The 26,218-nt window shown below is 66.5% G+C and carries 21 protein-coding genes and 2 pseudogenes; 10 read left to right on the top strand and 13 right to left on the bottom strand.

Annotation, left to right across the window (positions count from 1 at the left end; genetic code table 11):
* Positions 1 to 65: 65 nt before the first annotated feature.
* Entirely contained in the window at positions 66 to 1,352 is a 1,287-nt protein-coding gene (locus G3N62_RS13975) for an MFS transporter (RefSeq protein ID WP_034192150.1), read from the bottom strand.
* A gap of 48 nt (positions 1,353 to 1,400) precedes the next feature.
* Complete coding sequence (locus G3N62_RS13970; RefSeq protein WP_124669477.1) at positions 1,401 to 2,825, bottom strand: M20 family metallopeptidase; 1,425 nt, start codon at positions 2,823 to 2,825, stop codon at positions 1,401 to 1,403.
* Positions 2,826 to 2,959: 134 nt separating this feature from the next.
* Between G3N62_RS13970 and G3N62_RS13965 the strand changes: the two genes are divergently transcribed.
* The gene (locus G3N62_RS13965) at positions 2,960 to 3,856 is read left to right on the top strand and encodes a LysR family transcriptional regulator (protein WP_034192148.1); all 897 of its coding nucleotides are present in this window, start codon (positions 2,960 to 2,962) and stop codon (positions 3,854 to 3,856) included.
* A 267-nt stretch (positions 3,857 to 4,123) separates the two neighbouring features.
* On the opposite strand, the gene G3N62_RS13960 is transcribed toward G3N62_RS13965, so the two are convergent.
* Positions 4,124 to 5,140 (bottom strand): 1-aminocyclopropane-1-carboxylate deaminase, encoded by a 1,017-nt coding sequence (locus G3N62_RS13960; RefSeq protein WP_034192147.1) that lies wholly within the window; start codon positions 5,138 to 5,140, stop codon positions 4,124 to 4,126.
* 219 nt (positions 5,141 to 5,359) lie between these two features.
* On the opposite strand from G3N62_RS13960, the pseudogene G3N62_RS13955 reads away from it, so the two are divergent.
* Positions 5,360 to 5,827 (top strand): annotated as a pseudogene (locus tag G3N62_RS13955) (Lrp/AsnC family transcriptional regulator); the annotation flags it as partial.
* Positions 5,828 to 6,170: 343 nt separating this feature from the next.
* Positions 6,171 to 7,124 carry a universal stress protein gene (locus G3N62_RS13950; protein WP_034192145.1) on the top strand — a complete coding sequence of 318 codons (954 nt, stop codon included), beginning with the start codon at positions 6,171 to 6,173 and terminating at the stop codon, positions 7,122 to 7,124.
* Between the two features lie 12 nt (positions 7,125 to 7,136).
* Here G3N62_RS13950 and G3N62_RS13945 read toward each other — a convergent pair whose 3' ends face one another.
* Entirely contained in the window at positions 7,137 to 9,428 is a 2,292-nt protein-coding gene (locus G3N62_RS13945) for a heavy metal translocating P-type ATPase (RefSeq protein ID WP_124669475.1), read from the bottom strand.
* Positions 9,429 to 9,656: 228 nt separating this feature from the next.
* On the opposite strand from G3N62_RS13945, the gene G3N62_RS13940 reads away from it, so the two are divergent.
* Complete coding sequence (locus tag G3N62_RS13940) at positions 9,657 to 10,274, top strand: hypothetical protein (protein WP_124669474.1); 618 nt, start codon at positions 9,657 to 9,659, stop codon at positions 10,272 to 10,274.
* 47 nt (positions 10,275 to 10,321) lie between these two features.
* On the opposite strand, the pseudogene G3N62_RS13935 reads toward G3N62_RS13940, so the two are convergent.
* Both G3N62_RS13935 and G3N62_RS13930 read right to left on the bottom strand, forming a co-directional pair.
* Positions 10,322 to 11,122, bottom strand: a pseudogene (locus G3N62_RS13935) (DUF1343 domain-containing protein); the annotation flags it as partial.
* A gap of 223 nt (positions 11,123 to 11,345) precedes the next feature.
* On the bottom strand, positions 11,346 to 11,822 hold the full coding sequence (locus G3N62_RS13930) for a hypothetical protein (protein ID WP_049032862.1): 477 nt from the start codon (positions 11,820 to 11,822) through the stop codon (positions 11,346 to 11,348).
* 464 nt (positions 11,823 to 12,286) lie between these two features.
* Here G3N62_RS13930 and G3N62_RS13925 point away from each other — a divergent pair, with 464 nt between their 5' ends.
* On the top strand, positions 12,287 to 12,790 hold the full coding sequence (locus tag G3N62_RS13925; protein ID WP_124669473.1) for a lecithin retinol acyltransferase family protein: 504 nt from the start codon (positions 12,287 to 12,289) through the stop codon (positions 12,788 to 12,790).
* A 26-nt stretch (positions 12,791 to 12,816) separates the two neighbouring features.
* On the opposite strand, the gene G3N62_RS13920 is transcribed toward G3N62_RS13925, so the two are convergent.
* The 4 genes from G3N62_RS13920 to G3N62_RS13905 all read right to left on the bottom strand — a co-directional run bounded on the left by G3N62_RS13920 (position 12,817) and on the right by G3N62_RS13905 (position 16,160).
* Positions 12,817 to 13,017, bottom strand: a complete 201-nt coding sequence (locus G3N62_RS13920) for a hypothetical protein (protein WP_124669472.1) — start codon at positions 13,015 to 13,017, stop codon at positions 12,817 to 12,819.
* Between the two features lie 45 nt (positions 13,018 to 13,062).
* Positions 13,063 to 14,319 (bottom strand): putative glycoside hydrolase, encoded by a 1,257-nt coding sequence (locus tag G3N62_RS13915; RefSeq protein ID WP_124669471.1) that lies wholly within the window; start codon positions 14,317 to 14,319, stop codon positions 13,063 to 13,065.
* A complete protein-coding gene (locus G3N62_RS13910) occupies positions 14,312 to 15,106 on the bottom strand; it encodes a polysaccharide deacetylase family protein (RefSeq protein WP_124669470.1) in 795 nt (264 codons plus the stop codon). Before G3N62_RS13910 ends, G3N62_RS13915 begins: the two co-directional genes overlap by 8 nt.
* 118 nt (positions 15,107 to 15,224) lie before the next feature.
* Entirely contained in the window at positions 15,225 to 16,160 is a 936-nt protein-coding gene (locus G3N62_RS13905) for a 1-phosphofructokinase family hexose kinase (RefSeq protein WP_034192137.1), read from the bottom strand.
* Between the two features lie 183 nt (positions 16,161 to 16,343).
* Between G3N62_RS13905 and G3N62_RS13900 the strand changes: the two genes are divergently transcribed.
* A complete protein-coding gene (locus tag G3N62_RS13900) occupies positions 16,344 to 18,137 on the top strand; it encodes an adenosylcobalamin-dependent ribonucleoside-diphosphate reductase (RefSeq protein WP_124669469.1) in 1,794 nt (597 codons plus the stop codon).
* A 52-nt stretch (positions 18,138 to 18,189) separates the two neighbouring features.
* Here the strand turns inward: G3N62_RS13900 and ftsH are convergent, their stop codons facing one another.
* The 3 genes from ftsH to G3N62_RS13885 are packed head-to-tail and all read right to left on the bottom strand — an operon-like array spanning position 18,190 to position 21,328.
* Positions 18,190 to 20,097, bottom strand: a complete 1,908-nt coding sequence (ftsH, locus tag G3N62_RS13895) for an ATP-dependent zinc metalloprotease FtsH (RefSeq protein ID WP_124669468.1) — start codon at positions 20,095 to 20,097, stop codon at positions 18,190 to 18,192.
* A gap of 33 nt (positions 20,098 to 20,130) precedes the next feature.
* Positions 20,131 to 20,640 (bottom strand): BCAM0308 family protein, encoded by a 510-nt coding sequence (locus tag G3N62_RS13890; RefSeq protein ID WP_034192134.1) that lies wholly within the window; start codon positions 20,638 to 20,640, stop codon positions 20,131 to 20,133.
* Positions 20,641 to 20,680: 40 nt separating this feature from the next.
* The gene (locus G3N62_RS13885) at positions 20,681 to 21,328 is read right to left on the bottom strand and encodes a BON domain-containing protein (RefSeq protein ID WP_034192133.1); all 648 of its coding nucleotides are present in this window, start codon (positions 21,326 to 21,328) and stop codon (positions 20,681 to 20,683) included.
* A gap of 282 nt (positions 21,329 to 21,610) precedes the next feature.
* Between G3N62_RS13885 and G3N62_RS13880 the strand changes: the two genes are divergently transcribed.
* The 4 genes from G3N62_RS13880 to G3N62_RS13865 form a co-directional block, all read left to right on the top strand.
* The gene (locus tag G3N62_RS13880) at positions 21,611 to 21,799 is read left to right on the top strand and encodes a DUF2964 family protein (RefSeq protein ID WP_034192132.1); all 189 of its coding nucleotides are present in this window, start codon (positions 21,611 to 21,613) and stop codon (positions 21,797 to 21,799) included.
* 233 nt (positions 21,800 to 22,032) lie between these two features.
* Positions 22,033 to 23,478, top strand: coding sequence for an efflux transporter outer membrane subunit (locus G3N62_RS13875; protein WP_226229820.1), 1,446 nt, complete (start codon positions 22,033 to 22,035; stop codon positions 23,476 to 23,478).
* The gene (locus G3N62_RS13870) at positions 23,475 to 24,548 is read left to right on the top strand and encodes an HlyD family efflux transporter periplasmic adaptor subunit (RefSeq protein WP_034192130.1); all 1,074 of its coding nucleotides are present in this window, start codon (positions 23,475 to 23,477) and stop codon (positions 24,546 to 24,548) included. Before G3N62_RS13875 ends, G3N62_RS13870 begins: the two co-directional genes overlap by 4 nt.
* A partial coding sequence (locus G3N62_RS13865) for an ATP-binding cassette domain-containing protein (protein WP_277399641.1) occupies positions 24,545 to 26,218 on the top strand: 1,674 nt, incomplete at its 3' end. The genes G3N62_RS13870 and G3N62_RS13865, both read left to right, overlap by 4 nt.

Raw genomic sequence — 26,218 nt, 5'->3', positions numbered from 1 at the left:
TCGCCTCGCATTTCATCGAAACAGTCTCGGACCGCATCCGGTGAAGCAATCGCTCGATGCGCTGCCTATCGAAGATTCAACATCGATCGGCATCCCCGCAATGCACTCAAACTCAGCACGCCGAGCAGCATCAGGTAAAACGCCGGCGATGCCAAATTGCCTGTCTGATGTATCAACGATGCGACGATCAGCGGCGCGAAGCCGCCAAACAGCGTGACGCCGATGTTGTAGCTGATAGCCATACCGGTCGCCCGGGTTCCTGTCGGAAATACTTCCGACATCAACGCGGGTAGTGCGCCAAAATAGACCGCCTTCAGCGTCCCGATCCAGGCCATCATCGCAATGAGCCTTCCCAGATCGGGATGCGCCCCAAGCAATTTGAAGACCGGATAAATGGTCAAGATAAATGCTGTCCCGGCCCAGGTCATCAGTCTAACGCGGCCGATCTTGTCCGAAAGATAGCCAACGAACGGCGTGACGAACGTCAGGATGCCGCCGGTCAACATCGTTGCGATGAAGCCGAAACTGGCAGGCAGATGAAGCTCGCGTACCGCGTAGGTCGGAATATAAAGAATGACGTAACTGGCGCCAGTGGAAAGGACGAGCGTACCGATCGCCAACAACATTCTGGTTTTCTGATTGACGAACACCTCCCTTACCGGGAACGATTCGGGCCTTTCATGCCTTGCGCCATCGCTCTCATGCACGTGCTTTCGCAAGTACAGGCCGACGGGACCGATCAGCACGCCAAAGAGAAACGGCACGCGCCAACCCCATGAGTCGATCGCGTCTCCATCCAGGGTCAAGGTGAGGAGAACACCAAAACCGGCCGCGAGCATGTAGCTCAATCCCTGACTCGCGAACTGGAAGCTGGCGAACAATCCCTTGCGTTCGGGACACTGCTCCACCAGAAAGGCCGTTGTACTGCCAAATTCGCCGCCCGCGGAAAAACCCTGAAGCAATCGAGCGCAGATCACCAGGATCGGTGCGGTCACCCCGATCGACTCGTAACTCGGCGTCAGTGCGATCGTCGTCGTGCCGACCATCATCGTAACAATCGAAACCATCATCGACGCCTTGCGACCGCGACGATCCGCATACGAACCCAGCACGAGCGCGCCGATCGGCCTGGCCAAATACGAGATCGCGAATGTCCCGAAGGTCAGAAGCAGGGATACCCCACTGCTCGACGCCGGAAAGAAAGCCTTTGAGATCGAGATGGCGAAGAATCCGTAAATCAGTATGTCGAACCACTCCAACGCATTGCCGACGGTTGCGGCAGACACCAGTCGAAAAACGTTTGGCGCTCGTTCCCTTGCCGGCGCGGCATCCACCATTTCCATCGTACGCATCTCATTCTCCGTTAACTTACGATAACAAGTGCATTAAAAATGGGCGTCTTATGCCCGGTCGATACGTGCTCCTTCCCTGCGTCGATCTCGGACGGCGGATGCCGACTCCCCGAGATCCCAGAATATGCCGGCCATGATCTGCAGCGCCTCACGAGCGACGCTTCCAAGCAGGTGTTCGTTCGGGGCATGCTGGGAGCAGGCTCCGTACGAGTGCGGAATCCAGATCGTTGGAAGGCCCAGAACCTCGGAAAAGACGTCGTTTGGCAGAGACCCGCCAAGATTGGGAAGCAAATCGGGATGCTTTCCCGTCGTCTGCTCGATTGAATCGAGCGCCCATGCGACCCACGGATCTTCCGGCGGCAGACGCGTGGCGCCCATCCGCTCGCCGATCGCAACCTCGACCCTGTCGAAGCCGCACGCGTCGAGGCGACGCCGTAGAACTTCTTCGATACGCTCGCAATCCGTACCGACGACGTATCGGAGTTGGCAATGCGCATGCGCAACGGGAGGAATCGCCCCGATCGGGCTGGTCGGGTTACCGGTGGTGAAGGCCAGTACCTCAAGGGCGTTCCATGCATAGACACGCTCTTGAGCCGTCAAGCCAGGTTCTCCCCAATGACCGTCGACCTGAGGATCGTTGGGACCGCCGCCGACGGCAATATTCTTCAGCGCTGTTCGTACCGCAACCGGAATAGGCTTCGGCAACAGCGCGTCGACGAGGATCCGCCCACGCCCGTCGACGAGCGATGAAATGGCGTTGGCGAGTACGGTTCCGGCATTGCTGAGCGCCCCTCCCCAATTTCCGGAATGATGGGCGCCCGAACGGAGCCGGACGGAAAGCGTGAAGTTGACGAATCCGCGAGACCCAAGAAAAACACACGGGACATTCGATCTGGCCCGGGGGCCATCCGAAGCGATCAGAAGGTCGGCCGCGAGAAGGTTCTTGTGCTGCTCGCACACCGTGCGTAGCCCAGGCGATCCTGTCTCTTCCCCCATCTCGAGCAGCAGCGTCGCATTGAAACCCAGACGTCGATTCCTGGCCTCGATGACTTGCTCCAACGCGGCCAGGTTGATGGTGTGTTGCCCTTTGTTGTCCGCCGTGCCCCGCCCAAACCACCGGTCTCCTTCAACCGTAATGTTCCATGGCGACATCTGGTCCATCCACTGTCCGTCACAACCACGAACGACATCACCGTGCCCGTACATCAGCATCGTCGGAAGCGAGGGATCCTCGATACGCGTCGCAATCAAAAACGGCGCATGCCCTTCAACGGGGTTTTCGACAATACGCGACTCAAAACCAATACGGCCAATCGATGGGGCAATCTCGTCGACGAGGTATGCTCGAAGCTCGTTCAATCTTCCGGAATCCTGACTTTCCGTCATCATGTGGACGCGACGCGCGAGATCTTTCAGGAATCCACCCGAATCGAAATAGTTTGTGGCAGAGTCGATTGCTTGGCTGCGCGTCATCGTGATCCTCGCGTGTATCGTGGAAGAGCGGTGTTTTCAACCCTGATGAGTCAAGCGTACGGAACCAAAATGCGCACTACAATTGACTTTTTCGCCTGCCCCGCTTTCCGATAACGCAAACTTGGCGGCCCGTCATGCACAACGCTGCACTCCGATACTTCCTTGCCGTTGCAAACACCGGTTCGCTGAGCGAGGCGTCCGACAAGTTGCACGTTTCGATCTCGGCGATCAGCCGCCAGATCACGAAGCTCGAGGAGGAGATCGGCTGCCCGCTTTTCGAGCGTCAGGCGCGTGGCATGGTCCCCAACAAGGCCGGGGAGCTGCTGGCCGCGCATGTCCGGAGAACCCTGCTCGAAGGTCAGCAGGTGATCGAGGAGATCAAGGCGCTGAACTCATTCGATCGAAGCACCATCCGCGTCTCGGCGTCGGAAGCGTTTGCCCGGGATGTTCTCCCTCGCGCCATCACGCAATTCCTGGAAAGGTCACCCGGTACCTGTTTCGAGGTGGCAGTGACTGCGCCTGGCGATGTGACGGCACACGTACGGAGTGGCGAAGCGGATATCGGTCTGACCTTCGGTGTCGTACGAGAGCCGGAGATCAACGTCGAGTACACGCAAAGCGCGCCCATTTGCGCCGTCGTGCCTCGCACTCACGCGCTGGCCGGGCGCGCGACCGTGTCGATGGCCGAGTTGCGGAATTTCCCGATTGCCCTGCTGGACCGCGGCACGACGATCCGCCAACTTTTCGATACGACCGCCAGCCTCGAGAATCTGCTCTTTGAGCCCGTTCTGACCTGCAACAACTCGAGCACGCTGTATGCGTTCACTCAAATGTCCGGTGTGGTGTCGCTGACTAGCCGCATGACGGTGCAGGCACGTCTGGCGGCGGACGGCCTGGTAGCAATTCCGATCGATCATCCGGGGATGTCGTTACGCGCGATCCAGATCCAGACGCTGGCCGGACGTGTGTTGTCCACCGTATTGGCGGACTTCGTTGGCGAATTGATCAAGCAGTTGCATACGGCCGAGTAGATACGCGGCGGCTTCGTACCGGCTCGTCGCCACCCAGTGCCGGCATGTCACGAACCGCGGCCGATCAAGAGAACACGAACCTGGGCAGGCCCCTTTGGCGTCTGCCCAGGAACGCGCCTTTCCTTTGGTTACCTTTCCTCGGAAGACAAGGAACAGTGACCGCCGCCCCGCGTAGGGGCGACGCGAATAGACCGTCAGTCGGTAGACCGAATTGTCTGTATGTCCATCGCTTCCGACTCCATCTTGCAGCCGGAACGCAGCCAAGCCTTAACCGTTCTTGAACAAGAAGCTGTAGGCGTTCAGTGCGGGGACGCCGCCGAGGTGCGCATACAAAACCCGGGATCCTTCCGGAAACTCGCCCCGGCGCACCTTATCGATCATCCCGTGCATCGACTTGCCTTCATAAACCGGGTCGGTCAACATCCCCTCGGTCTTCGCGCTCAGTCGAATCGCTTCGAGCGTACCTTCCGACGGGAGGCCGTATTCGGGGCCCCCGTAGCGCGTGTCCAGCACCACATCCGCGTCCTTGATCGGCCGATCGAGTTCCACGAGGTCGGCGGTTTGGCGTGCGATGCGAAGAATCTGCTCGCGCGTCTGCTCGGGTTTGGCCGACGCATCGATCCCGATCACGCGATCCGCGCGTCCGTCCGCCGCGAACCCGACGACCATGCCGGCCTGCGTACTGCCGGTCACCGAACAAACGACGATGTAATCGAACTTGAATCCGAGTTCAGCTTCCTGGGCGCGAACTTCCTCCGCGAAACCGACAAACCCCAGGCCGCCGAGCCGATGCTCGGAACAACCGGCGGGGATCGGATACGGCTTCCCTCCCGCCTTGCGAACGCTCTCCATTGCGTCTTCCCAGCTGGGACGAATGCCGATGTCAAAACCGTCGCTGACTAGCCGAACGTCAGCGCCCATCATGCGAGACATCTGAATATTGCCGACGCGGTCATACACGGCGTCCGAGTAGTTGACCCAATTTTCCTGAACCAGCACGCATTTCAGCCCAAGATGAGCCGCGACTGCCGCGACCTGACGCGTCTGGTTCGACTGGATGCCGCCGATCGATACCAGCGTGTCGGCTCCGCTCGCCAGAACGTCCGGAACGATGTACTCGAGCTTCCGCGTCTTGTTGCCGCCGAACGCCAGACCGCTGTTGCAGTCTTCGCGTTTCGCATAGAGATGAACCTTGCCACCCAGCTCGGTGCTGAGACGGCGCAACTCATGAATGGGGGTGGGGCCGAAGGTCAGCTTGTGGCGAGGAAAGCGATCGAGGTTCACGGAAGTTCTCCGAAAGATGGGTCGGTGGGTTCCGACGCCTGATGTCGTCAGGGCGACCGGGCACGATGAAATTCTAGTTAATTGACCACGAAACGTGCTTGCAAACATGCGTTCGTTGTCGTGCCTTGAAATGCAATTTCCGCCATCCGTACGAATGGTTATTTTTTTGAATCGATGAAATAGACAAGAAAATTTCTCGACAAATCTCACCCCGATGACGCGAGCCGCGTCGCGCTTGACCGTACGGACAAAGCGATCCTGCGAGCCCTTCAGAAGGACGCATCGATCTCGAACGTTGCGCTGGCGGCGAAGGTGAATTTGAGCGCGCCGGCCTGTCTGCGCCACGTGGAACGGCTCAAGAGTCTGGATTTGATCCGAGGAATCGTCGCGTTGCTCAACGCTCCTGCCCTCGACACAGGCATGGTCGTCCTCATCGGCGTCGTGCTGGATCGGTCGACTCCCGAATCCCTTTCCGCGTTTGAAAAAGCGGCCCAGAACGTATCCGGATGCGTGGAATGCCACGTGGTGACCGGCGAGTTCGACTACTTCATGATGCTGTGCACCCGCGGTAGCGAAAGCTTCAACCGACTCCATGCCGAGCAGCTTCTTTATCTTCCGGGCGTGTGTCAGATTCGGACTTTCACGGTGCTCAAACAGGTTTTTCCTTCGACCCGGATCGCTATATAGCGGACGAGACAGGCAGCCGTGTCCCGCACACCGGGGTGCAACAACCACGGCGGTCGTGCCACGACCGGTTCACCCAGGCCGCACGCCCGTGGCGGAAGCGAAAACACCGTCGCCCCGTGCCGCAGCGAACACCGCATCAGACCGGGCCGCCTGTTGATACAGCGAGCCATTCCGTTTTCGGAACATGACTTGCCGAGGAACAAAAATACATGTGGTCGAAAACGATGTGGTTCATGTTTCCTTCTGCCCGCAAAACCTTGGCTTGACGAAGGTCAAACCCGTGAAGACCGCCCGTGCGAAAAATTGCATATGCACGATCGCCGGTTGCCCGCGGGAGACATTCATGAGCACCAGCACTTCCCCCTTTCACGCGGCACCCGCTCTCCAGCGGGTGCTGATCGCCGTCGACGGTTCGACGGCATCCGCTCACGCGCTCGCGTATGCCAAAGCGTTCCTCCCGTCGAATGCAGCGGTGCACATCATTAGCGTTGCGGAAAATCCGAGAACGCTCGTCCCGCTCGGATCGAAAACCATGGCGTTCCTCGAATCCGCGCGCGCCGAGTTGCTCGGGGATGCATCTGATACGGTGTCGCGCGCCAAAGCCGCAATGGATCGCGGCGACCTCGTCGTCGACACGGAAGTCATCGACCTCGCCACGCGTGGCGGGGATGTCGTGGATGCGTTGGCCGACAGCGCACAAGCCTGGCAGGCCGACCTCCTGATCGTCGGCACACGTCAGCATCACGGCCTGCTCGGCTGGATCGAAGGCACGGTTTCCGGCCCGCTCGGCAAGCTCGTCGGCTGCCCGCTGCTGATCGTTCCGGACGGTTTCGCGTCGGTTGCCGAGCACCTGCCGCGGCGGATGGTGTTCGCCGTCGACGGAAGCGCGATTGCGTTCCACGCATTGCGAACGGGGTTGAAATTCTCGCGACCCGACACCGAATGCCGGGCCATCTACGTGCTCGATCGCCCGACATCGCTGGGTGATTTCGTCCCCGTCGAGACGCTGGAAGGCGCGTTGATCAGCGAAGGCAATCACGTACTGAAAAAGGCCATGACCCTGCTCGACGGCCCACCCGCCGGGCGCGCGCAGTCGCAACTGATTCGAACGGATCGCACCGGTGCGGACGTGCCTCACCTGATCGTGCAAGACGCGCTCGAATGGCATGCGGACCTGATCGTCCTGGGCACCCATGGGCGGCGCGGCGTCACGGGCTGGCTCGTCGGCAGCGTGGCCGGACGCGTTGCACGCATCGCGAAAACGCCGGTTCTTCTGGTGAGTGCGCCGCATGCGTGATGCGTTTCGCCGTCACGCATCCGCTCCGACGGCGTGGAACAGCTCCTCCTCCTGGGCGCAATGCAGGCGCACGATCGCTTCCAGTCCGTACAACAGGCGCTGTATCGCCTGCACCTGCATGGCGTTCGTGCCGTCGCGCGGCAGGTCCGCGACCATCTGCCGGAGCGATCGGACCATCTTGAAGATTTCCCGGTGCGCGCCGCTCATCGCAGCCAGCGGGTCCTCGCCGCCGAGAAGCGGGGCAAGGCGCGCGTAGACGTCCCGATCGTCGGCGCGTTCGTGCGGCAGCAGCCGTTCGTCGAGCGAGTCGATCATCTGGACCAGCTCGCTGGCGATGGCGGCCCCGGATAGTCGCGGCAAGCGATCCGCGAGATCCCTGATCTGGTCCAGCAACGGTGACAATGCCATGTGCTCGCGCCTGAGCCGCTCGACGTCGGCATCGTCGAGCCGGGCGTTCGTCGGCCTCGGGCGAACCAGCGACACGCGCAACGCATTGACGATGACGACGACATCGATGACTTCCTGAATCACCGCGCCGGCAATCGGCTGCAGGAATCCGGCCGCCGCAACCGTCATCGCGACGACCGACAGCGACATGCCGGCCACCACGCTCTCGAGTGCGATTCGGCGCGACCGTCGTGCGATACGGATCGCATCCACGAGTCGGTCCAGCCGATCGACCAGCAGGACCACGTCGGCCGCTTCGGATGACGCGGCCGCCCCCCGCGCCCCCATCGCGATACCGACGTCGGCGGCCGCCAGCGCCGGTGCGTCGTTCACGCCGTCGCCGACCATGATCGTCACGCCCTCCTTGCGCGCGGCCTGGATCGCGACGAGCTTGTCCGTCGGCGTCTGCTCGGCACGCACGTCGGTGACACCCAGCAACTCGCCGACGGCCTGGGCGATGTCCCGCCGGTCGCCGGTGAGCATGACGAGGCGCTCGACGCCTTCTCGTTTCAACAGCCGCAACGCCCGCGGCGTTTCCAGCCGCACCTGGTCGGCCATCTGGATCGCGCCGATCATGATGCCGTCGACGCCGACGAACACGGCAGCCCCGCCCTCGTTGCCGACCCGCTTGAGGAGCGCGTCGCTCCACGGCGCGATCGTCGAACAGGCGGACACGTACCCGAACTTGCCGATCGCGACGGTCCGGTTGCCGACCCGGCCCGTCACGCCCTCGCCCGCCGTTTCCACGACGACCGACGGCGGCGACAGATCGATCCGGCGTTCCCGTGCGGCAACCGTCAGCGCATCCGAAATCACGTGCCCCGAAGCCTGGCCCAACGACGCCGCGAAACGCAGCACCTCGGCCGCGCCGACGCCCGTCTCGCATTCGATCGCCACGATGCGGGCCCGCCCTCCCGTCAGCGTCCCGGTCTTGTCGAAGAACAGGATCGTCGCTTGCGCAAGGCGTTCCAGCGCGCCCCCGCCCTTGACCAGGATGCCGCGCTTCGAACAACGCGACATGCCCGACACGATGGCGACCGGGACGGCGAGGATCAACGGACAAGGCGTGGCCACGACGAGCACGGCGAGCGCACGGGCGACGTCCCCGGTCAGCACCCAGGCGATGCCGGCGACGAGCAGCGACGCGAGCACGAAGAAGGCGGCATATCGATCCGCGAGGCGCACGGACGGACTGCGCTCGCGCTGCGCGCGGGCGACCATGCGGACGATACCGGCAAACGTGCTGTCGCCCGCCGTCGTGCGGGCAACCATGTCGAACGGCGCACCGGCGTTGACCGCGCCGCTGCATGCGTTTTCCCCCGAGCGCCGCCGCTGGATGGACGACTCGCCCGTCAGCATGGATTCGTCGAGTTCCGCGTCATCCGTCAACGTGCCGTCGACTGGCACGCATTCGCCGCTTCGTACGAGCAACCTGTCACCGGGAACGAGGGTCTCGACGGCAACGGAACGCCATTCGCCGTTCTCGAACCTGGTTGCCTGCCGAGGCGCGCGGGCGAGCAGCGCGGTCATCTCGCGTTGCGCGCGGTCTTGCGCATACCGCTCCAGCGTCCGGCCGCTTGCCAGCATCAAGGCAATGACCGCGGCAGTCAGGGTCTCGTCGAGCGCGATCGCCAGACCGATCGCGAGCCACGCGAGCACATCGATGCCGGCTTGCCGCCTCGCCACGGCCCTGGCGACGGATACCGTCAACGCGAACAAGACCGGCAGCGCACCCAGCAGCCAGACGACGCGCGCGAACGAAGGCAGGCCGAACGCGATGCACGCGCCTCCTGCAGCGAGCGTGACGGCCGCCAGAATCAGCAACGCAAGATCGATCGACCAGGGAATGCGCGACATGACGATTGTTCCGATCGCCGTGCATGGAGGCGTTCACTGCATCCTGTTCCGGTTGCAGACGGCGTGACATCAGTCTAGGGAGCGCCGCGGTTCGACCGTTGACATGGGTCAGCACGATGCGCGTCCCGCGACATGCCGGCACGGCGCGTTGCTTGACGTGAGTCAAGCCGCCGGCCCCTTTCGTCAGCAAAATTGAACCGTGACACCGGATGGCCTGGAATCGAAATCGTGCTGACGCTGGCTATACTTTTTCTGCTGATTCTTCTGCTGAATCTCATGCCTGCGTTCGCCCCGCCTACCTGGATGGCGATGTCGTGGGTCGGGTTCAACCTGCCGGACGGCAATCCGTTGATCTTTGCCATCGTGGCGGCCGGCGCGGCAACGACCGGCCGCGTGATTCTGGCGACCTTCGCACGATCGCTCGTCCGCTCCCGCTGGATGCGGGAATCGGATCGCGAGAATATCGACGTCGCCGCACGCTGGCTGAGAAGGCACCGAACGCTCACCACCGGCGCGTTCTTCTTCTATGCGTTGAGCCCGCTTCCGTCGAACTATCTGTTCATTGCGTACGGACTGTCCGGGTTGCCGCTCAGGATCATCGCGGCGGCCTTCTTCGTCGGCCGCGCGACGACCTATGCGATCTGGGCGCATCTCGGCCGCTTCGCGTCGACCCGGCTCGACGCGGAATCCGAACTTGAAGGCACTTATCTCGGCGGATACTTCGTCGTCACGCAACTGGTGTTGCTGGGTCTCGTGTTCGTGTTGATGAAGCTCGACTGGCGCGCGCTTTTCAACGAACGCCGGTTGACGTTTCGGCGCGGCCATCGCCCGCGCAGCTCCGGTTGACATCGCAGGCAGACTTGCCTGCCCATGCCGCGGCAGGCGTTCCTGCCTCAATACAGCAGGAACGACGCCCGCTCGCGCGCGAAAGCGGCGTTTTGCGCCTCGACCACGCGTTCCATCTCGTCGAGCGACCGCCCCGTCTCCAGCATGTCCGCCACCTCGCGCGAGCCGATCGATGCGCGGATCGCGTCGATCCGGAACTGCGCCGGGTAACGCCGGTGCAGCGCCAGCGCGAGTGCCAGCCCGATCACGCCCGGCCGTGCCGGGCCCTGCGGCCGTTCGATGCGCACGCCTTCGCATATCCTGCCGCGATGCGGCCCCTCCGTCGGCACGAAGCGTACTGGCGAGAACGTCGCGTCCAGCCGCATCGCGCGAAGATCGTCGGTGAGGACGCGCCCATCGATCCACGGCGCGCCGACCACGCCGAACGGTGTCGCGGTGCCACGCCCGACGCTGACCGCCGCCCCTTCGACGAGCCCTGTCTCCGGGTAGAGCGACAGCGCGGCGTCATCGCGCAGGTTCGGCGATGGCGGCACCCGGCCGAGCCCGGTGTCGTCGAAGCGCATCGCACGGGCGTAGTTCGCCATCGGCACCACGGTCAGTGCCGCGCCGATATGCAGGCGGTCGTTGAACAGCCGCGCCAGTTCGCCGAGCGTCATGCCGGGCTGAAGCGGCAACGGGAAGTACCCGGTGAACGTGGCCGGCCCGGCATCGGCCACGGGGCCGCCGAACGTATCGCCGCCCAGCGGGTCCGAGCGGTCGAGCACAAGCACCGGGCGATGCGCGGCGGCGCCCGTCACGACGACCGCACCGGCAAGACGGCCGTCGGCGATCGCCTCGTCGATCGTCGCGGCCGTGCCGGATTCCGCCCGTACATCGGCCGGGGCAAGCGCGAACAGCAGCGCGCCGGTCAGCGCGGCGGCGCAGCGGGACCGTAGCGATCGAGCTGGTTTCACCGCATCCATTTCTTCGTGCCGACGAAATCGGCGCTACCGCGTTCGGCACCGAAATCCGCGACGCCGATGGCGCGCACGCCGCGCATTGCCGCTTCGCCGGTCGCGATCGAACGTACGGCTAGCGCGCCGGTTGCTGCTGCGATCCGGCACACCCGCTACACAGACGCATCGCCCCTTGCCGTTCGGGGTCGTGCCAGTAGAAGCGCACGTCGACGGCGCCGCGCGCCGGTACGACGACGTGCCGCACCTCCTGAACGCCCCGGTCGTGCGCGGACACCGTATATCGCCCCGGCGGCACGCGGGCGAACAGGAACGGCCCGCTCGTATGCGCGTCGAGCATCGTCGACTTGCCGGACGACAGCGTGACGTCGACATCGGAAAGATAATGGCCCCGCTTCGAGGCGAACGTGATCCGCAGGTTGTATCGCGGTGCGACGTCGCGAAACGCGGCGACCTCGTCCTGACCGATGCCGCCGGTGACATAAGCGACGCCGTTGCGCACGATCGGCTCGGGCGACGTTTCAGCCAGCGCGTTCGCCACGAGATTCAGCAGGCAGGCTGCCAGCAGCAGCCACTTCACGGTTCCGGTCCACATCTTCACTCTCCTGATCGAGCACGCAGGGCTGCCATGCCGCCCGTCCGGTCGCGGAACGGGGCGCGTGCGGTGACGTCGCTCGGGCGAGCCGACGACGCTGTCAGCGTCGCGCGGAACGTCGATTTCCCGTTGACTCAAGTCAAGGGCATGCCTGTCGAGACCGGGTGCGCGGGACGGGCCGCGCGAGACGGCCGTCGCGCCCGACCCGCCCGAAGGCGCGCCGGCCCGAAAACACGGGGGAGCAGCATGCGGACGGCGCAATCGTCCGTGACGGCTGTCAGCCGATATTGCAGGGCTCGTCGGAAATTTCCGACACGGCGGCCCGACGTCGGACAGCAAGCTCAGGCCACGCTGATTGTTCCGCGAAGCGTTGCTGCCAATACTGGAAACGTGACAGGACGCAATGCTTTCGCGGCCGGCGCCTGGTTCTTCCACCCCGCCGCCGCAGGACCGAGGAGCTGGCGATGATGGATCCGACCGCAGCACACGCCGACGACGCCATGCCGGATGGCGAACCACCGGTCGGTGCGCACCTCGCGACCCGCCGCCCCGGTTACGTGCATCACGGGATCTACATCGGCGACGGCAACGTGATTCATTACGCGGGATGGTCGCGCCGTGCGAGCGGCGGCCCGGTCGAGGTCATCACGCTGGACGGCTTCCGGGCCGGTTTCGGGCTCGCGGTCATCCGCCACGCGCGCACGCTGTACGACGGAGCGGAGGTAGCGCGCCGCGCGGCATCGCGCCTCGGCGAATGCCGCTACCGGCTGCTCACGAACAACTGCGAGCACTTCTGCCTGTGGTGCCTGTTCGGTGTGGGGCGAAGCGAGCAGGTCGCGTCGTGCCTGCGCAACCCGGTGCACGGCATCGCGGTCGCCGTCATGCTCGCCGCGTGCATGCTGGCCGCGCGGTGGCATCCGGCGATGACCGCGCGCGAATGTCCGGTGCGGTGTACGGCCCAGTTTTGACGGCATGGCGGTCGTGCAGCCGCGCGTCACGTCGACCCGCGCGAGCGCCCGCGCAAGTTGGCGCGCGTATCCTCCCAACGCTTCGCCTGCGCGATCGCGATGCGGATCGCGCTGCCCTCGGTCCGCCCCTGTCGCAGCAGCGCATTGGCCATCTCGATCGCCTTGCGGCGAACCGACGGCGGCAGATACCGCATCGAAGGCGGATAACGTTCGTCATTCCACGGCATGATCGATTCGTCTCTCGCACGTTCGCGCCGCCATGCCCGTGCCGCTCAGCGCGGCAACGCGGCAGGATCGTAGCGATTGCGCGGGTTCCACAGCATCCAGCCGTCCGTGCCCGCCGCGTCGGCCGCGTCGACCTGTGCGCGGATCTCGTCGGCATCGAACGGCCGGCGATCGAACGCATAGTCGCGAAACGCCTGGAGCCACGGCCGAAACCGGACACCGCCCAGGCCGGTCCGGCGCTTCGCCTCGGCCAGCGACCGCGCAACGATCTCGCCGGGATGCTCGGTCGGCTTCCGGCAGCCGGGCAGGCCCCACGTAAAGCCGGACGGATACAGCATCGGCGACACATAGTCGACGACCGGCCCGAGCGCGTCGAGCCGCTGCCCGATCGCGGTGTCGTCGGCGTTCCAGCAGACGTACCCGAAGATGTCGGCCGACACGTAGAGGTTGTACGGCCGCAGCCGTTCGCGCGCGCCGGTCAGGAATCCGGTGATCGCCGCGACCCGGTTGGCCTCGGTATTGGGCTCGGCGAACCGGAGACCGTTGGCGTCGGGGAAACGCAGGTAGTCGAACTGGATTTCGTCGAAACCCATGCGGGCAGCCTCCTCGGCGATATCGTAATTGTGTTGCCAGGCCGCCCGCGACGTCGGGTCGATCCAGCGCTGATGCTCGCGGTCCTGCCAGATCCCGCCCGCCGCGTCGCGCACGGCCCATTCGGGATGCGCGCGCGCCAGCGGGTCGTCCTTGAACACGACGATGCGGCCGATCACGTAAAGACCGCGCGCGTGGAACGTCCGCAACAGGTCCGGCAGATCGGGCGGACGAACGATGGCACCTTCGGTATTGCTCGCGGCACCGGAGATGTCGCGCGCCTGGCTGCGATAGGGCGTCACGCCGCTGTCGCCCTTCACGTCGACGACGAGCGCGTTGATCGCCGTCTTGTCCTGCAGGGACAGCGCCGCGTCGCGCAGCGTGTGGTCCGCCACGCCGTAGGCGGACAGATACACGGCTTTCGGACGCACCGGCGTCATCCGGATCATCTGCGCGCCCTCGGCGGGCGCGAGCGTCACTTCGGTTCGCGCGTAGCCGGGCGCCCGCACGCTCACGCGTGTCCCCGCCGCGTCGATCTCCAGTGACAACACGCCGCCGCGATCGGCGGTCCGGTTCGCGCCCGCCGCATGGCCGATCGCGCCCGCGAGCGGCTGCCCGTTCGCGGCATCGACGACGGTGATCGTGACGGGTGCCGCCCGGGCGGCGAAGCCGGCGAGCGATACGAGCAGGCAGACGATCAAGCGTTCAATCACGGTTTCCCCCGGCGGTTCTCAACAATCCGTTCATGCACCGTGTGTCGCAGTCGTCCGTCATCAGATAGCGCGGCAACGCCATTGCCGGGTCGGTGACGCGCACGGGGCGCGCGTCGAGCGTGAACGCCGCGACGTAGCCTTCACGGGCGGCCAACTGGTCGGTCTGCGCATCATGGACGCCGAACGGCCAAGCCAGCAGCCTCACCGGCTTACCGGTTTCCGACTCGAGTCGATCTCGTGAACGGCTCAACTGGAACGACACGAAGCGCCGGTAGTCGTCCGGCGTGAGCCGGGCGCGCTCGGTGTGGAAATTCGGATGCCAGTACGTATGGGACTCGATGTCGAACCCGCCGGCCTGCCCGAGCGTGCGCAGCTGGTCCCATGTCATCGCGTAGCTGGCGTTGGAGATGGCGGACGGATAGATGAACAGCGTGACCGGCATCGGACGGGCGGCCAGCAACGGACGCAGCACGTCGTAGACGGAGCGATGACCGTCGTCGACCGTGATCGCGACCGCACGCGCCGGCACGGCATCGGCCTGGCCGCCGTGCCAGCGCACGACGTCGGCAAGCGGCACGATGCGGTAGCCGTTCGCGTCGATTGCCTGCAGCTGATGGCGAAAGGTTTCGGTACGCACCGTCATCGAATCCAGGCGCGTGGCGGCGAACCGGTGATAGACGAGGATCAGCACGCGCGGCGGTGGCGAGTCGACGGTTGCGACGTCGGCGGACGACACCGCCGACACGCACGACAGCAGGAGCAGGCAGGCGATCGAGCGAACGGCCATGGCGGACCTCGTGGAATGGCTGCCCCATTTTTCGCGATCGCGGCGCGAATACCGCTGAGCCAGATCAATGATCGATCGCGCATCGACGCGATCGTGCTTGCGTCCAGCCGGCGAACCGTCAGCTTGCCTGCGCAACCAGTTCGGCATGAATCCGCTCGATGTCGTCGCGGGTGCACAGCGCCGTCCCCGGATGCTCGACCGACGCGGACGATGCCGCCAGCGCGTAGCGGCACGCGTCGTCGAACGGCACGCCGCGCGCCAGCGCCCAGACCATGCCGCCGACGAAACTGTCGCCGGCGCCGACCGTGCTGCATACCGCCGTCGGCCTGGCGGGCAGGCGCAGCGTGCGGTCGCGCGTGACGACCCAGGCGCCGCGCGCACCGAGCGTCAACGCGACGATGTCGGCCTGGCCTCGCGCCACGAGTTCGCTCGCCTTGCGGCAGGCCGACGTGTCGTCGAGCGGTTCGCCGGCCAGCGCGCTCAGTTCGCCGAGACTGGGTTTCACGAGATGAACGCCGGCCTCGAGGGCCGCTTGCAGCGCGCGGCCCGCCGCATCGACGACCACCCTGCTTCCCCGTGCCCGGGCCGTTCGCGCGAGCGTCGCATACAGGTCGTCGGGCGCGCCGGGCGGCAGGCTGCCGCTCAGCACGAGGTAACGCGGCGCGGGCTGCATGGCGTCGATGCGGGCCGCGCAGTCCCGCCACTCAGCCTCCGTGACCGGCGGCCCGGGCATCAGGAAGCGGTATTCGCGTCCGGTCGCGGTCTCGGTCACGCACACGTTCTCGCGCGTCTCGCCCGCGATCCGGATGCGCACCGCCGGCAGGCGCTCCGCTTCGAGCAGCAGCGTCAAGACGTCGCCGGTCGGCCCACCGGCCAGGTACAACGCGACGCAGTCGCCGCCGAGCCGGTGAACGGTCCGGGCGACGTTGATCCCGCCGCCGCCGGGGTCGCGCCGCGGCCGTGCGCAGCGCAGCTTGTGGGTATCGACGATGTGCTCGACCGACGTCGAGACATCGACGGCCGGATTCAGCGTGACGGTTACGATATCGGTCATGGCAGGTTGCTCGTAGTCGATGGCAGGCGCTCAGGATGTCGGCGTGGCTCCACGTTACGTCCGACGCCGGCGACGGCGTTGACCGCCATCAAGCGGTGCCGCGAAAGCACCCGGTTGCGCTCGATCAACGGCACGGCCGGGCAGGCGCCTACATTGAATCATTCGTTGTCGCCGAGCCCCGCCATGGATGAGCAGCCGCTTTGCACCACCGTGTTCGCCGAACGTTATGCGCAGCCCGGCGAAACGTCTCGCGCGGCTGTCTTCCGTCGGGTCGCGCATGCGCTGTCGCTCGCCGAGCCGACCGGATTGCGTGCGCAGATGGAGCAGGCGTTCTTCCGGAATCTGCAGCACGGCGCGATCGGCGCCGGCCGCATCCTGGCGAACGCCGGCGCACGGACGGGCGGGACGATGATCAACTGCTTCGTCCATCCGCTTGCCGTGTCGCCCGACCAGCCGGTGCAGACCGTCGACGCCGCGCTCGAGCAGGCGCTCGACGACGCGCGGCTCACGCTGTTGATGGGGGGCGGAATCGGCTACGACTTCTCGCCGGTGCCGCCCGCCGCTGCGTACGAACGGCGCCTGTCAGCCGAACGAGGGGCATGCGCGGCCATCGACCGCTTCGATGCCATGTGCGGCGCCCTGCCGTTCACCGGCCCGCGCCGCGGCGCGCAAATGGGCGTGCTGCGCTGCGATCATCCGGATCTCCTCGCGTTCGTCGCCGCCAAGCGCGCACGCATGCGCTGGCCGACGTTCAACCTGTCGGTCGGCATCACGGACGCGTTCATGGAAGCGGTCGCGCACGATCTGCCCTGGGCGCTCGTTCATCACGCGCCGCCCCGCGCCGCATCCGGTGCATCGATCCGGCGGCTGGATGGGCGCTATCTTCATGCAACGGTGCCGGCCCGCGCGCTCTGGCACGAGATCGTCCATGCCGCACGCGACAGCGCCGAACCCGGGTTGCTGTTTCTGGACACGATCCGCGAGGCGAATCCGATGCGCGCGCACGAGCGGATCGACGCGACGAATCCGTGCGGCGAGCAGCCGCTGCCGTCCTACGGCAGTTGCGTGCTCGGACCGATCGACCTGTCGCGGTTCGTCTCTCACCCGTTCGGTGTCGACGGCAAACCGCGCTTCGATGCCGCTGCGCTCGCCGACGCGGTGCGCATCCAGGTGCGCCTGCTCGACAACGTGCTCGACCTGACCGCGTGGCCGCTCGCGGCGCATGAACGGGAGGCGCGCCGGATGCGGCGCGTCGGCGTGGGCGTCACCGGGCTGGGCGACGCGCTGACGATGCTGCGGTTGCGCTACGACAGCATCGACGCGCGTACGGTGGCAGCCGGCATCGCGCGGACGATGCGCGAGCATGCGTTTGCCGCGTCCGCTGCGCTTGCCGCCGAGCGCGGCGCATTTCCCGCCTACGATCCGGCCGCCTATCTGAGCGGCCCCGCCTACCGCATGCGCCTGCCGCTGAAGGTCCATCACGCGATCGCGCGGCACGGGCTGCGCAACAGCCATCTGCTGTCGTTTGCGCCGGCCGGCAGCGTGAGCCTCGCCTTCTGCGACAACTGTTCTAACGGGATCGAGCCGGCCGTCGGCTGGACGCAGCGCCGCATGGTGCGCACGGCGGACGGGCGAATCCGTCCGTTTCGCGTGGAGAATCACGCTTACCGGCTGTTTCGCGAGCGGCACGGCGAGCACGTCGCGCTACCGGACTACTTCGTCACGGCGGCGGATATCGCACCGGCCGATCACGTCGCGATGCTCGCCGCATTGCAGCCGTGCGTCGACGCAGGTATCTCGAAGACCGTCACGATGCCCGGCCAGTGTTCGCTCGCCCAGGTCGATGCGCTGTTCTTCCAGGCCTGGCGCGACCGGCTCAAGGGCATCACCGTCTTCCGCCCCGATCCTCAGCTTGCGTCGGTCGTCGCGGATGACACGGCACGACCGTGCGACAACGCCGTCTGCATCAGCTGTTGACCGGCACCATGGCCGACGGCAGGCGTCCGGCGTCGTTCCGGCGCTCGATCGCTCAGGCGGAGACGCCGTTGACGGCTTCCGTATCGGCTTGCGCCGGACGGTGCTCCCCGTCGCCATCGTCCGGCGGCCCCATGAGGGCCACCAGCCTGTCGTGATCGATCGATTCGTGCTGCAACAGGCTCTGCGCGATCCGTTCGAGCGCATCGCGACGCGCGCCGAGCGTCGCCGCAACCCGCGCATGCGCGTCCTCGAGCAGCGCGCGCACTTCCCCGTCGATCAGTTGCGCCGTGTGCTCGCTGCAGCGACCGTCGCCCGGCGTCCACACGCCGGGCGCCCCGCCCGGCGATGCCGCGTCGTCGAGCGTCATCAGGCCGATCGCGTCGCTCATCCCGTACTGCATGACCATGTGCCGCGCCAGCGCGGTCGCGCGTTCGAGATCGTTCTGCGCGCCGGTCGAGACGTCGCTGAACGCGATTTCCTCGGCCACCCGGCCGCCCAGCAACACGTCGAGCCGGTCGAGCAGTTCGCTCCGGCGCAGCACGTAGCGATCCTCGGTCGGCACTTGCTGCGTATAGCCGAGCGCCGCGATGCCGCGCGGGATGATCGACACCTTCTTCACCGGATCGCAGTGCGCACGGCTTTGCGCGACGAGCGCGTGCCCTGCCTCGTGGTAGGCGATGGTCCGCTTCTCCTGTTCGTTCATCACGCGGCTCTTGCGTTCCATGCCCGTCATCGCGCGATCGATCGCCTCGTCGAAGTCGGCCATGCCGATCGCTGGCTTGCCGAGTTCGGCCGCATGCAGCGCGGCTTCGTTGACGACGTTCGCGAGATCGGCGCCGACGAAGCCCGGCGTGCGCGACGCCAGCTCGGCCAGATCGACTTCCGGCGCGAGTTTCACGCGCTTCGTATGCACGGCCAGGATCTGCTTGCGTCCGGTCAGGTCCGGCCGGTCGATCGCGATGTGGCGGTCGAACCGTCCGGGGCGCAGCAGCGCAGGATCCAGGATCTCCGGCCGGTTGGTCGCGGCCATGATGATGACGCCCGAATTCGCCTGAAAGCCGTCCATCTCGACGAGCAGCTGGTTGAGCGTCTGTTCGCGCTCGTCGTTGCCCGACATCAGTCCGACGCCGCGCGCCTTGCCGAGCGCGTCCAGTTCGTCGATGAACACGATGCACGGTGCCTTCTGCTGCGCCTGCCCGAACAGGTCGCGCACGCGGGCCGCGCCCACGCCGACGAACATCTCGACGAATGCCGACCCGCTGATCGTGAAGAACGGCACGCCCGCCTCGCCGGCAACGGCACGTGCCAGCAGCGTCTTGCCGGTGCCCGGCGCGCCGACGATCAGCACGCCCTTCGGAATCTTGCCGCCGAGCCGCTGATAACGTTCGGGGCTGCGCAGGAACGCGACGATCTGCTGCAACTCGGCCTTCGCCTCGTCGATACCCGCGATGTCGTCGAACGTGATGCCGGTTTCCTGCTGCACGTACACGCGGGCCTGGCTTTTGCCCATGCCGCTCAGGTCCCTCATCCCGCCCGGCCGCCGCATCATGAAGTTCCACACCAGCAAGAACATGATCATCGGAAACATCCACGTCGCGAGCGTCGCGATCCAGCCCGAATCCGGCATCCCGCGATAGCGGATGCCGGCGGCGGTCAGCGCGGCGACCAGATGATCGTCGCCGACGCGGTTCGTCGTGAAGCGCCACGGCGGCCCGGCTTGCTTGACGGCAACCGCGTCGGAAGCCGGCAGCAGCGCGCCGGCTTCAGGCATGCGCAGCGCACCCGAGATCGACGACTGACCGATTTCGAGCTCGTCGACGAGCCGCGCGTCGACCAGCCGATGAAAATCGCTGTACGAAATCGATGTCGTCGCCGGCTGGGCCATCAGCAACTGATAGGCGATCAGGATGGCGAACGCGATCGGGATCAGCAACGCGGAGTAGTCGAATGGCTTCTTCATGACGTCGCGCCTGTGCGCCGGACTCGCGACCGCTCAAGCCGCGTCACGCGTCCAGCTCGCGCGCAGCAGGTCCTCGCTGTCGCGATAGTTGAATGCCAGCGCGCCGTGATGCGCATGCAGCAGCGCCTCGCCCATGCGCCTCACCACGTGCACGCCGGTGGTTCGAATCACGAGCGTGTCGCCGGATTGCTCGATCTCCATGATGCGTTCGAGCGCGTGCTCGCTCATTTCCAGACCGGCTTGCCGCTCGAGCAGTTCGAGGATCGCCGAGCGATGCTTGCGCATGTATTCGCCGCGCAGCACCAGTTCGCCCGCCGGCGCGTTTTCCCGCATGCGCTTGCAGGCCGGGCATTCGAGCTGACGCCGGTCGAGCGGCGTCGCGTACCAGGTCCAGCGGCCGGCATCGCAGACGGCCCCGCATCCGTCGCAGATCCGGTCGCCCGGCGGCCGTTTCGGCTCGCGGTAACTGTCCTTCGTGTGCGGTTGCATGCGCTTGTCGCGGCGCAGATAGTGGCGGCCGGGGCCGGAATGCGAGCGATTCATGGCTGCTTCTCCGTGGTAATGGACCGTACGGGCGCGACGCTCACGCGACGGTCAACCGGTCGACGACCTCGCGCACGCCCCTGACCGACGCCGCCGCGCCGCACGCGGCGCGTCGTTCCGCCAGCGACGCGACCGTGCCCGTCAGCGTGACGATGCCGTCGTCCGCATCGATCGAGATCCCGGCGGATTCGCGCTGCGCGCGACGGGCCAGTGCTTCGGCGATCCGGGTGCCCACGTCGGGCACCGTATGGTCGGCGCGCACCCGAATGCGGTTCGCGACACCGACGACGCCTTTCATCCGGCTCACCATCTTTTCCGCTGCGCGGCTCTGGTATGCATGATCGACCTCGCCGTCGAGCGTCACGCAGCCGTGATCGACCTCGACGCGAATCGCGTGATCGCGCAATGCCTCCTGCCAGCCGAGCGCGAACGTGATCGCGATCGCCAGTTCGTGGTCGGCACAGGCATCCTCCGGCGGCTCGACGTTCAGCTCGAGCACCAGCGCGCGCGCATCCGCGACATGCAGCGCGGTTTTCTGCGCCTCGAGTTTCTGGGCCCAGCTGTCGACCGTGCCGCGCAGCGTCACGATCCGGTCGCGTACGTCGACGTCGATCCGGCGCGCATCGATCGCCGGATTCCAGAACAGCGCCTGCTCGACATCCTGCTTGAGTGCTGCATCGGACTTCATGTCGGTCTCCCGTCCGGGCGCGTGCCGATCGCGAAGCGTGCGACCGGAAGCGTGCCGTACCCGATTCAGCATCGCGCATGGCGGCGCCGGCGGCTTGACGAGGATCAATCAACCGCGGGCTTGCCGGCACGGCGCGCGCATGCGTCACCGCTGAATTCGTCTGTTGATGCAGATCAACGGTGCGCCGCGGCGCGACTCGATCATGACCGGAGACGCCGCGAACGCCGCGACAACGCCGGCAGGTCGCGTCGAGAGGGTAGAACCGCTTCCCGGGAGACCGTCATGAACCGAAAGCAGTACCGCATCGCACTCGCGACGCTGAGCGTGTTCATCGCGCTGGCATCGCTGGCCGGCATCGTGCACGGCATGCTGTTCGACGAACGGGTGTTCAGGTATTCGATCGTCACGTTGATCCTGAGCATCCTGTCGTTCGTCGTGCTGCTGAATCTCGCGCCCGGCGACCGCCTGTAAATGGCGCATCGGCCGGACGATCTGGCGCTTGCCTGTCAAGCGAGGGTTCACTCGAAACGCATTACAGCGGCAGTGATGCAGATCAAGGGGGCGCGCGGCAATCGTCGGATATAAGTGAACCCGAAGCGGCGTCGCCATGAAGGCGGCGTCATCCAGTGTTCGCGTATCCGATGGGAGATCCCATGCGCGCCGTCGCGCTTCCGCCGCTGTTTCAGCCTGCCTTCGCGCGGCGCATGCGTCTCGTTGCGCTGGCCGCCGGTGCGGCCCTGCTGTCCGGATGCCTGTCGTTCGCGCCACCCGACGAACGTCCGGCCGCCCCGATCCCCGCCGCGTTCCCCGATCCGTCGGCTCGCGGCCCCGCCATTGCACAAGCGCCGCCTGCCTGGCAAGACTACTTCGTCGATGCACGCCTGCGCGCGTTGATCGAGCAGGCGCTCGCCAACAACCGCGATCTGCGTGCCGCCGTGGCCCGCGTCGAACAGGCGCGCGCCGTCTACGGCATCCGCGGCGCGGATCAGTGGCCGACGATCGGCGCCGGCGCGGCCTATGCGCGGTTTCGCACGCCCGGCGGCTTCCTGACGCCCGCGCCGATCGTCGGCCAGGTCTATGAAGTCCAGCTGGCCGAGACGCAATGGGAGATCGATTTCTGGGGCCGCGTGCGCAACCTGAAGGCGTCGGCGCTGCAGCGCTATCTCGCGAGCGACGCGGCCCGGCAGGCGATGGCGTTGAGCGTGATCACCGGGGTCGCGAACGCCTACCTGACCCTGTGCGAGATCGATGAACGGATCGCGCTGACGCGCGCGACGATCGATACACGACGCGAGTCGCTGCGGATTTTCCGGCTGCGTCATGCGGCCGGTGCGATCTCGCGCCTGGACCTCACGCAATCGGAGATCCTGCTGCAGCAGGCCGAGTCGCTCGGCACGCAGCTGGCGCAGGCGCGTGCATCGGCTGCCGATGCGCTGGCATTGCTGGTCGGCGCGACGCCGGAGCGGGCGGACACGCCGCTCACGCTCGACGACGGCGCCGTGATGCCGTCGCTCGCCCCGGGCCTGCCCGCCTCGCTGCTGACCCGGCGTCCGGACGTGATGGCCGCGGAGCACGAACTGCAGGCGACGCGCGCGAATATTGGCGCGGCCCGCGCGGCGTTCTTCCCGCGCATCGCGTTGACGAGCGCGATCGGTTCGGGAAGCAGCGCGCTGCACGACCTGCTGTCGTCCGGAGCGGGCGTGTGGTCGGTGATTCCGAACGTCACGCTGCCGCTCGTCGACGGCGGCCGCAACCGGTCGAATCTCGCCCTCGCGCGCGCGCAGCGCGACGAGGCCCTCGCGCAGTACGAGCAGACCGTGCAGCGCGCATTTCGCGACGTGTCCGATGCCCTCGCCGCGCGCTACTGGCTCGCCGATCAGGTCGCGATCGAGCATGCCACGCTCGTCTCCCAGATGGAGCGGGCGCGCCTCGCGAAGCTGCGCTACGACAGCGGCGCCACCCGCTTTCTCGAAGTCCTCGATGCACAACGGGACCTGATGAACGCGGAGCAGCAATGGGTCATGACACGTCGCGCGTTGCTGTCAAGCCGCGTCGCGCTGTACGGCGCGCTCGGCGGCGGAACGACCGATACCGGCAAGACCGCCGCCGCACCGGACCACCTTTCCACCGATTCGGGTTCCCGACAATGAAAACCATCAAGCACCCTCTTCTGATCGGTGCCGGTGCGGCCGTGCTCGCGATCGGCCTCACGTATTACGGGTGGACCCGCTGGCGCGACGGACAGTCGGATGCGGGCCTCGTCAGCGGCAACGGCCGCATCGAGGCGACCGAGATCGACGTCGCGACCAAGCTGCCGGGACGGGTCACCGCGATGCTCGTCGACGAAGGCGACTTCGTGACGGCCGGTCAACCGCTGGCACGCATGGACGTCGTCGTCCTGCAGGCCCAGCTCGACGAGGCGCAGGCGCGGGAGCAGCAGGCCGTGAACACCGCGGCGAGCATCGACGCGCAGGTGGCCCAGCGCCGCAGCGACAAGGCCGCCGCCGCCGCGCTCGTCGTGCAGCGGGAAAGCGAGTTGGACGCCGCGATGCGACGCCTCGCGCGTTCCGAAACGCTGTCGCGGGACGGTGCGTCGTCGCTGCAGGAACTCGACGACGATCGCGCCCGCGCGGGCAGCCTGAAAGCGACCGTGAATGCCGCGCGCGCCCAGGTGGACGCCGCCCAGGCCGGGATCGACGCGACCCGCGCGCAGCTCGTCGCGGCGCGCTCGGCCGTGACGGCCGCGCAGGCGACGGTCGCACGCGTGCGGGCCGACATCTCGGACAGCGAGCTGACGTCGCCGCGCGACGGGCGCGTCCAGTATCGCATCGCCGAATCCGGTGAAGTCCTGCCGGCGGGCGGCAAGGTGCTCAATGTCGTCGACCTGTCCGACGTCTACATGACGTTCTTCCTGCCCGAAACGGTCGTCGGCAGGGTGCCGCTCGGCGCCGACGTGCGGATCGTGCTCGATGCGGCACCGGAATACGTGATTCCGGCCCGCGTGTCGTACGTGTCGAGCACCGCGCAATTCACGCCGAAGACGGTCGAGACGGCCACCGAACGGCAGAAGCTGATGTTTCGGGTCAAGGCACGCATCGACCGCGACCTGCTGCAGCGCCACCTGAAACTCGTCAAGACCGGCCTGCCGGGCGTCGCGTGGCTGAAGACCGATCCGGGCGCAGGCTGGCCGGCCCGCCTCGCGATCAAGGTGCCGCAATGAAGTCGACGTTGCCCGTCGACACCGGGGCCGGCGCGGCGGAAGATCCGCCGGCGTCCGCGCCATCGGGCATGGTCGCCCGGCTGTCGGGTGTCTCGTTGCGCTACGGCGCCACGTGCGCGCTGGACGACGTGACGCTCGACATCCCGGCCGGCCGCATGATCGGGCTGATCGGGCCGGACGGTGTCGGCAAGTCGAGCCTGCTCGCGCTCGTGTCCGGCGCGCGGGCGATCCAGCAGGGCCGGGTCTGGACGCTCGACGGCGACCTGTCGTCGCGCCGCCATCGCGCGCGGGTATGCCGGCGCATCGCCTACATGCCGCAAGGCCTGGGCCGGAACCTGTACGCGACGCTGTCGGTCGAGGAAAACCTGCAGTTCTTCGCGAGACTGTTCGGCCACGATGCGGCCGAGCGGCGCCGCCGCATCGACGCACTCACGCACAGCACGGGCCTTCATGCGTTTCTCGACCGCCCTGCCGGCAAACTGTCCGGCGGCATGAAGCAGAAACTCGGCCTCTGCTGCGCGTTGATCCACGATCCCGACCTGCTGATCCTCGACGAGCCGACGACCGGCGTCGACCCGCTGTCGCGCGCCCAGTTCTGGGAACTGATCGAACAAATCCGCGCCGCGCGTCCTGCGATGAGCGTGCTCGTTGCAACCGCCTACATGGACGAGGCACGGCGGTTCGACCGGCTGATCGCGATGGACGCCGGCCGCGTGCTGGCGACGGGCAGCCCTGCGGAACTGCTCGCCCGCACCGGCTGCGACACGCTGGAAGACGCGTTCGTCGCGCTGCTGCCGGAAGCGCGGCGGCACGGGCACCAGCCGGTCCGGCCGACGCCGTTCGAGCCCGGCGCGGCCGCCGACTACGCGATCGAGGCCGACGCGCTGACGATGCGCTTCGGCGATTTCGTCGCGGTGGACCACGTGAGCCTGAAGATCCGGCGCGGCGAAATCTTCGGGTTTCTCGGCTCCAACGGCTGCGGCAAATCGACGACCATGAAGATGCTCACGGGCTTGCTCGCCGCGTCCGAAGGCACGGCGACGCTGTTCGGCCGGCCGGTCGCCGCGAACGACATCGACACGCGCAGGCGGGTCGGCTACATGTCGCAGGGGTTTTCGCTGTACGGCGAGCTGACCGTCCGGCAGAACCTCGTGCTGCATGCGCGCCTGTTCGGCGTGCCCGAACCGGACCTGCCCGCGCGGATCACCGAAATGGTCGGGCGCTTCGGGCTCGCCGAGGTGCTCGACGCGCTGCCCGAACGCCTGCCGCTCGGCATACGCCAGCGGCTCTCGCTTGCCGTGGCGATGGTCCACAAGCCCGACCTGCTGATCCTCGACGAACCAACGTCGGGCGTGGATCCGGTGGCGCGGGACGACTTCTGGCGCTTGATGATCGCGCTCGCGCGCAACGATCGGGTCACGATCTTCATTTCGACGCACTTCATGAACGAGGCCGCCCGTTGCGACCGCATCTCGCTGATGCACGCGGGCCGCGTGCTGGCGAGCGCCGCGCCCGACGAACTGGTCCGCCAGCGCGGCGCCGGCACGCTCGAGGAGGCGTTCATCGGCTACCTGAGCGACGCGCAGCGTACCGACGCCGCGGACGGCGCACCGTCCGACGCCGGCTGGCTCGCCCCGCCGCCCGCGGCGGCCGGTGCCGGCGGAGGCGGA

The sequence above is a fragment of the Burkholderia sp. Tr-20355 genome, assembly GCF_017104685.1.
In the GTDB taxonomy this organism is placed as follows: domain Bacteria; phylum Pseudomonadota; class Gammaproteobacteria; order Burkholderiales; family Burkholderiaceae; genus Burkholderia; species Burkholderia seminalis.
Note: the sequence above shows the minus strand (reverse complement) of the source record. Positions and strands in the feature narration are given on the sequence as shown.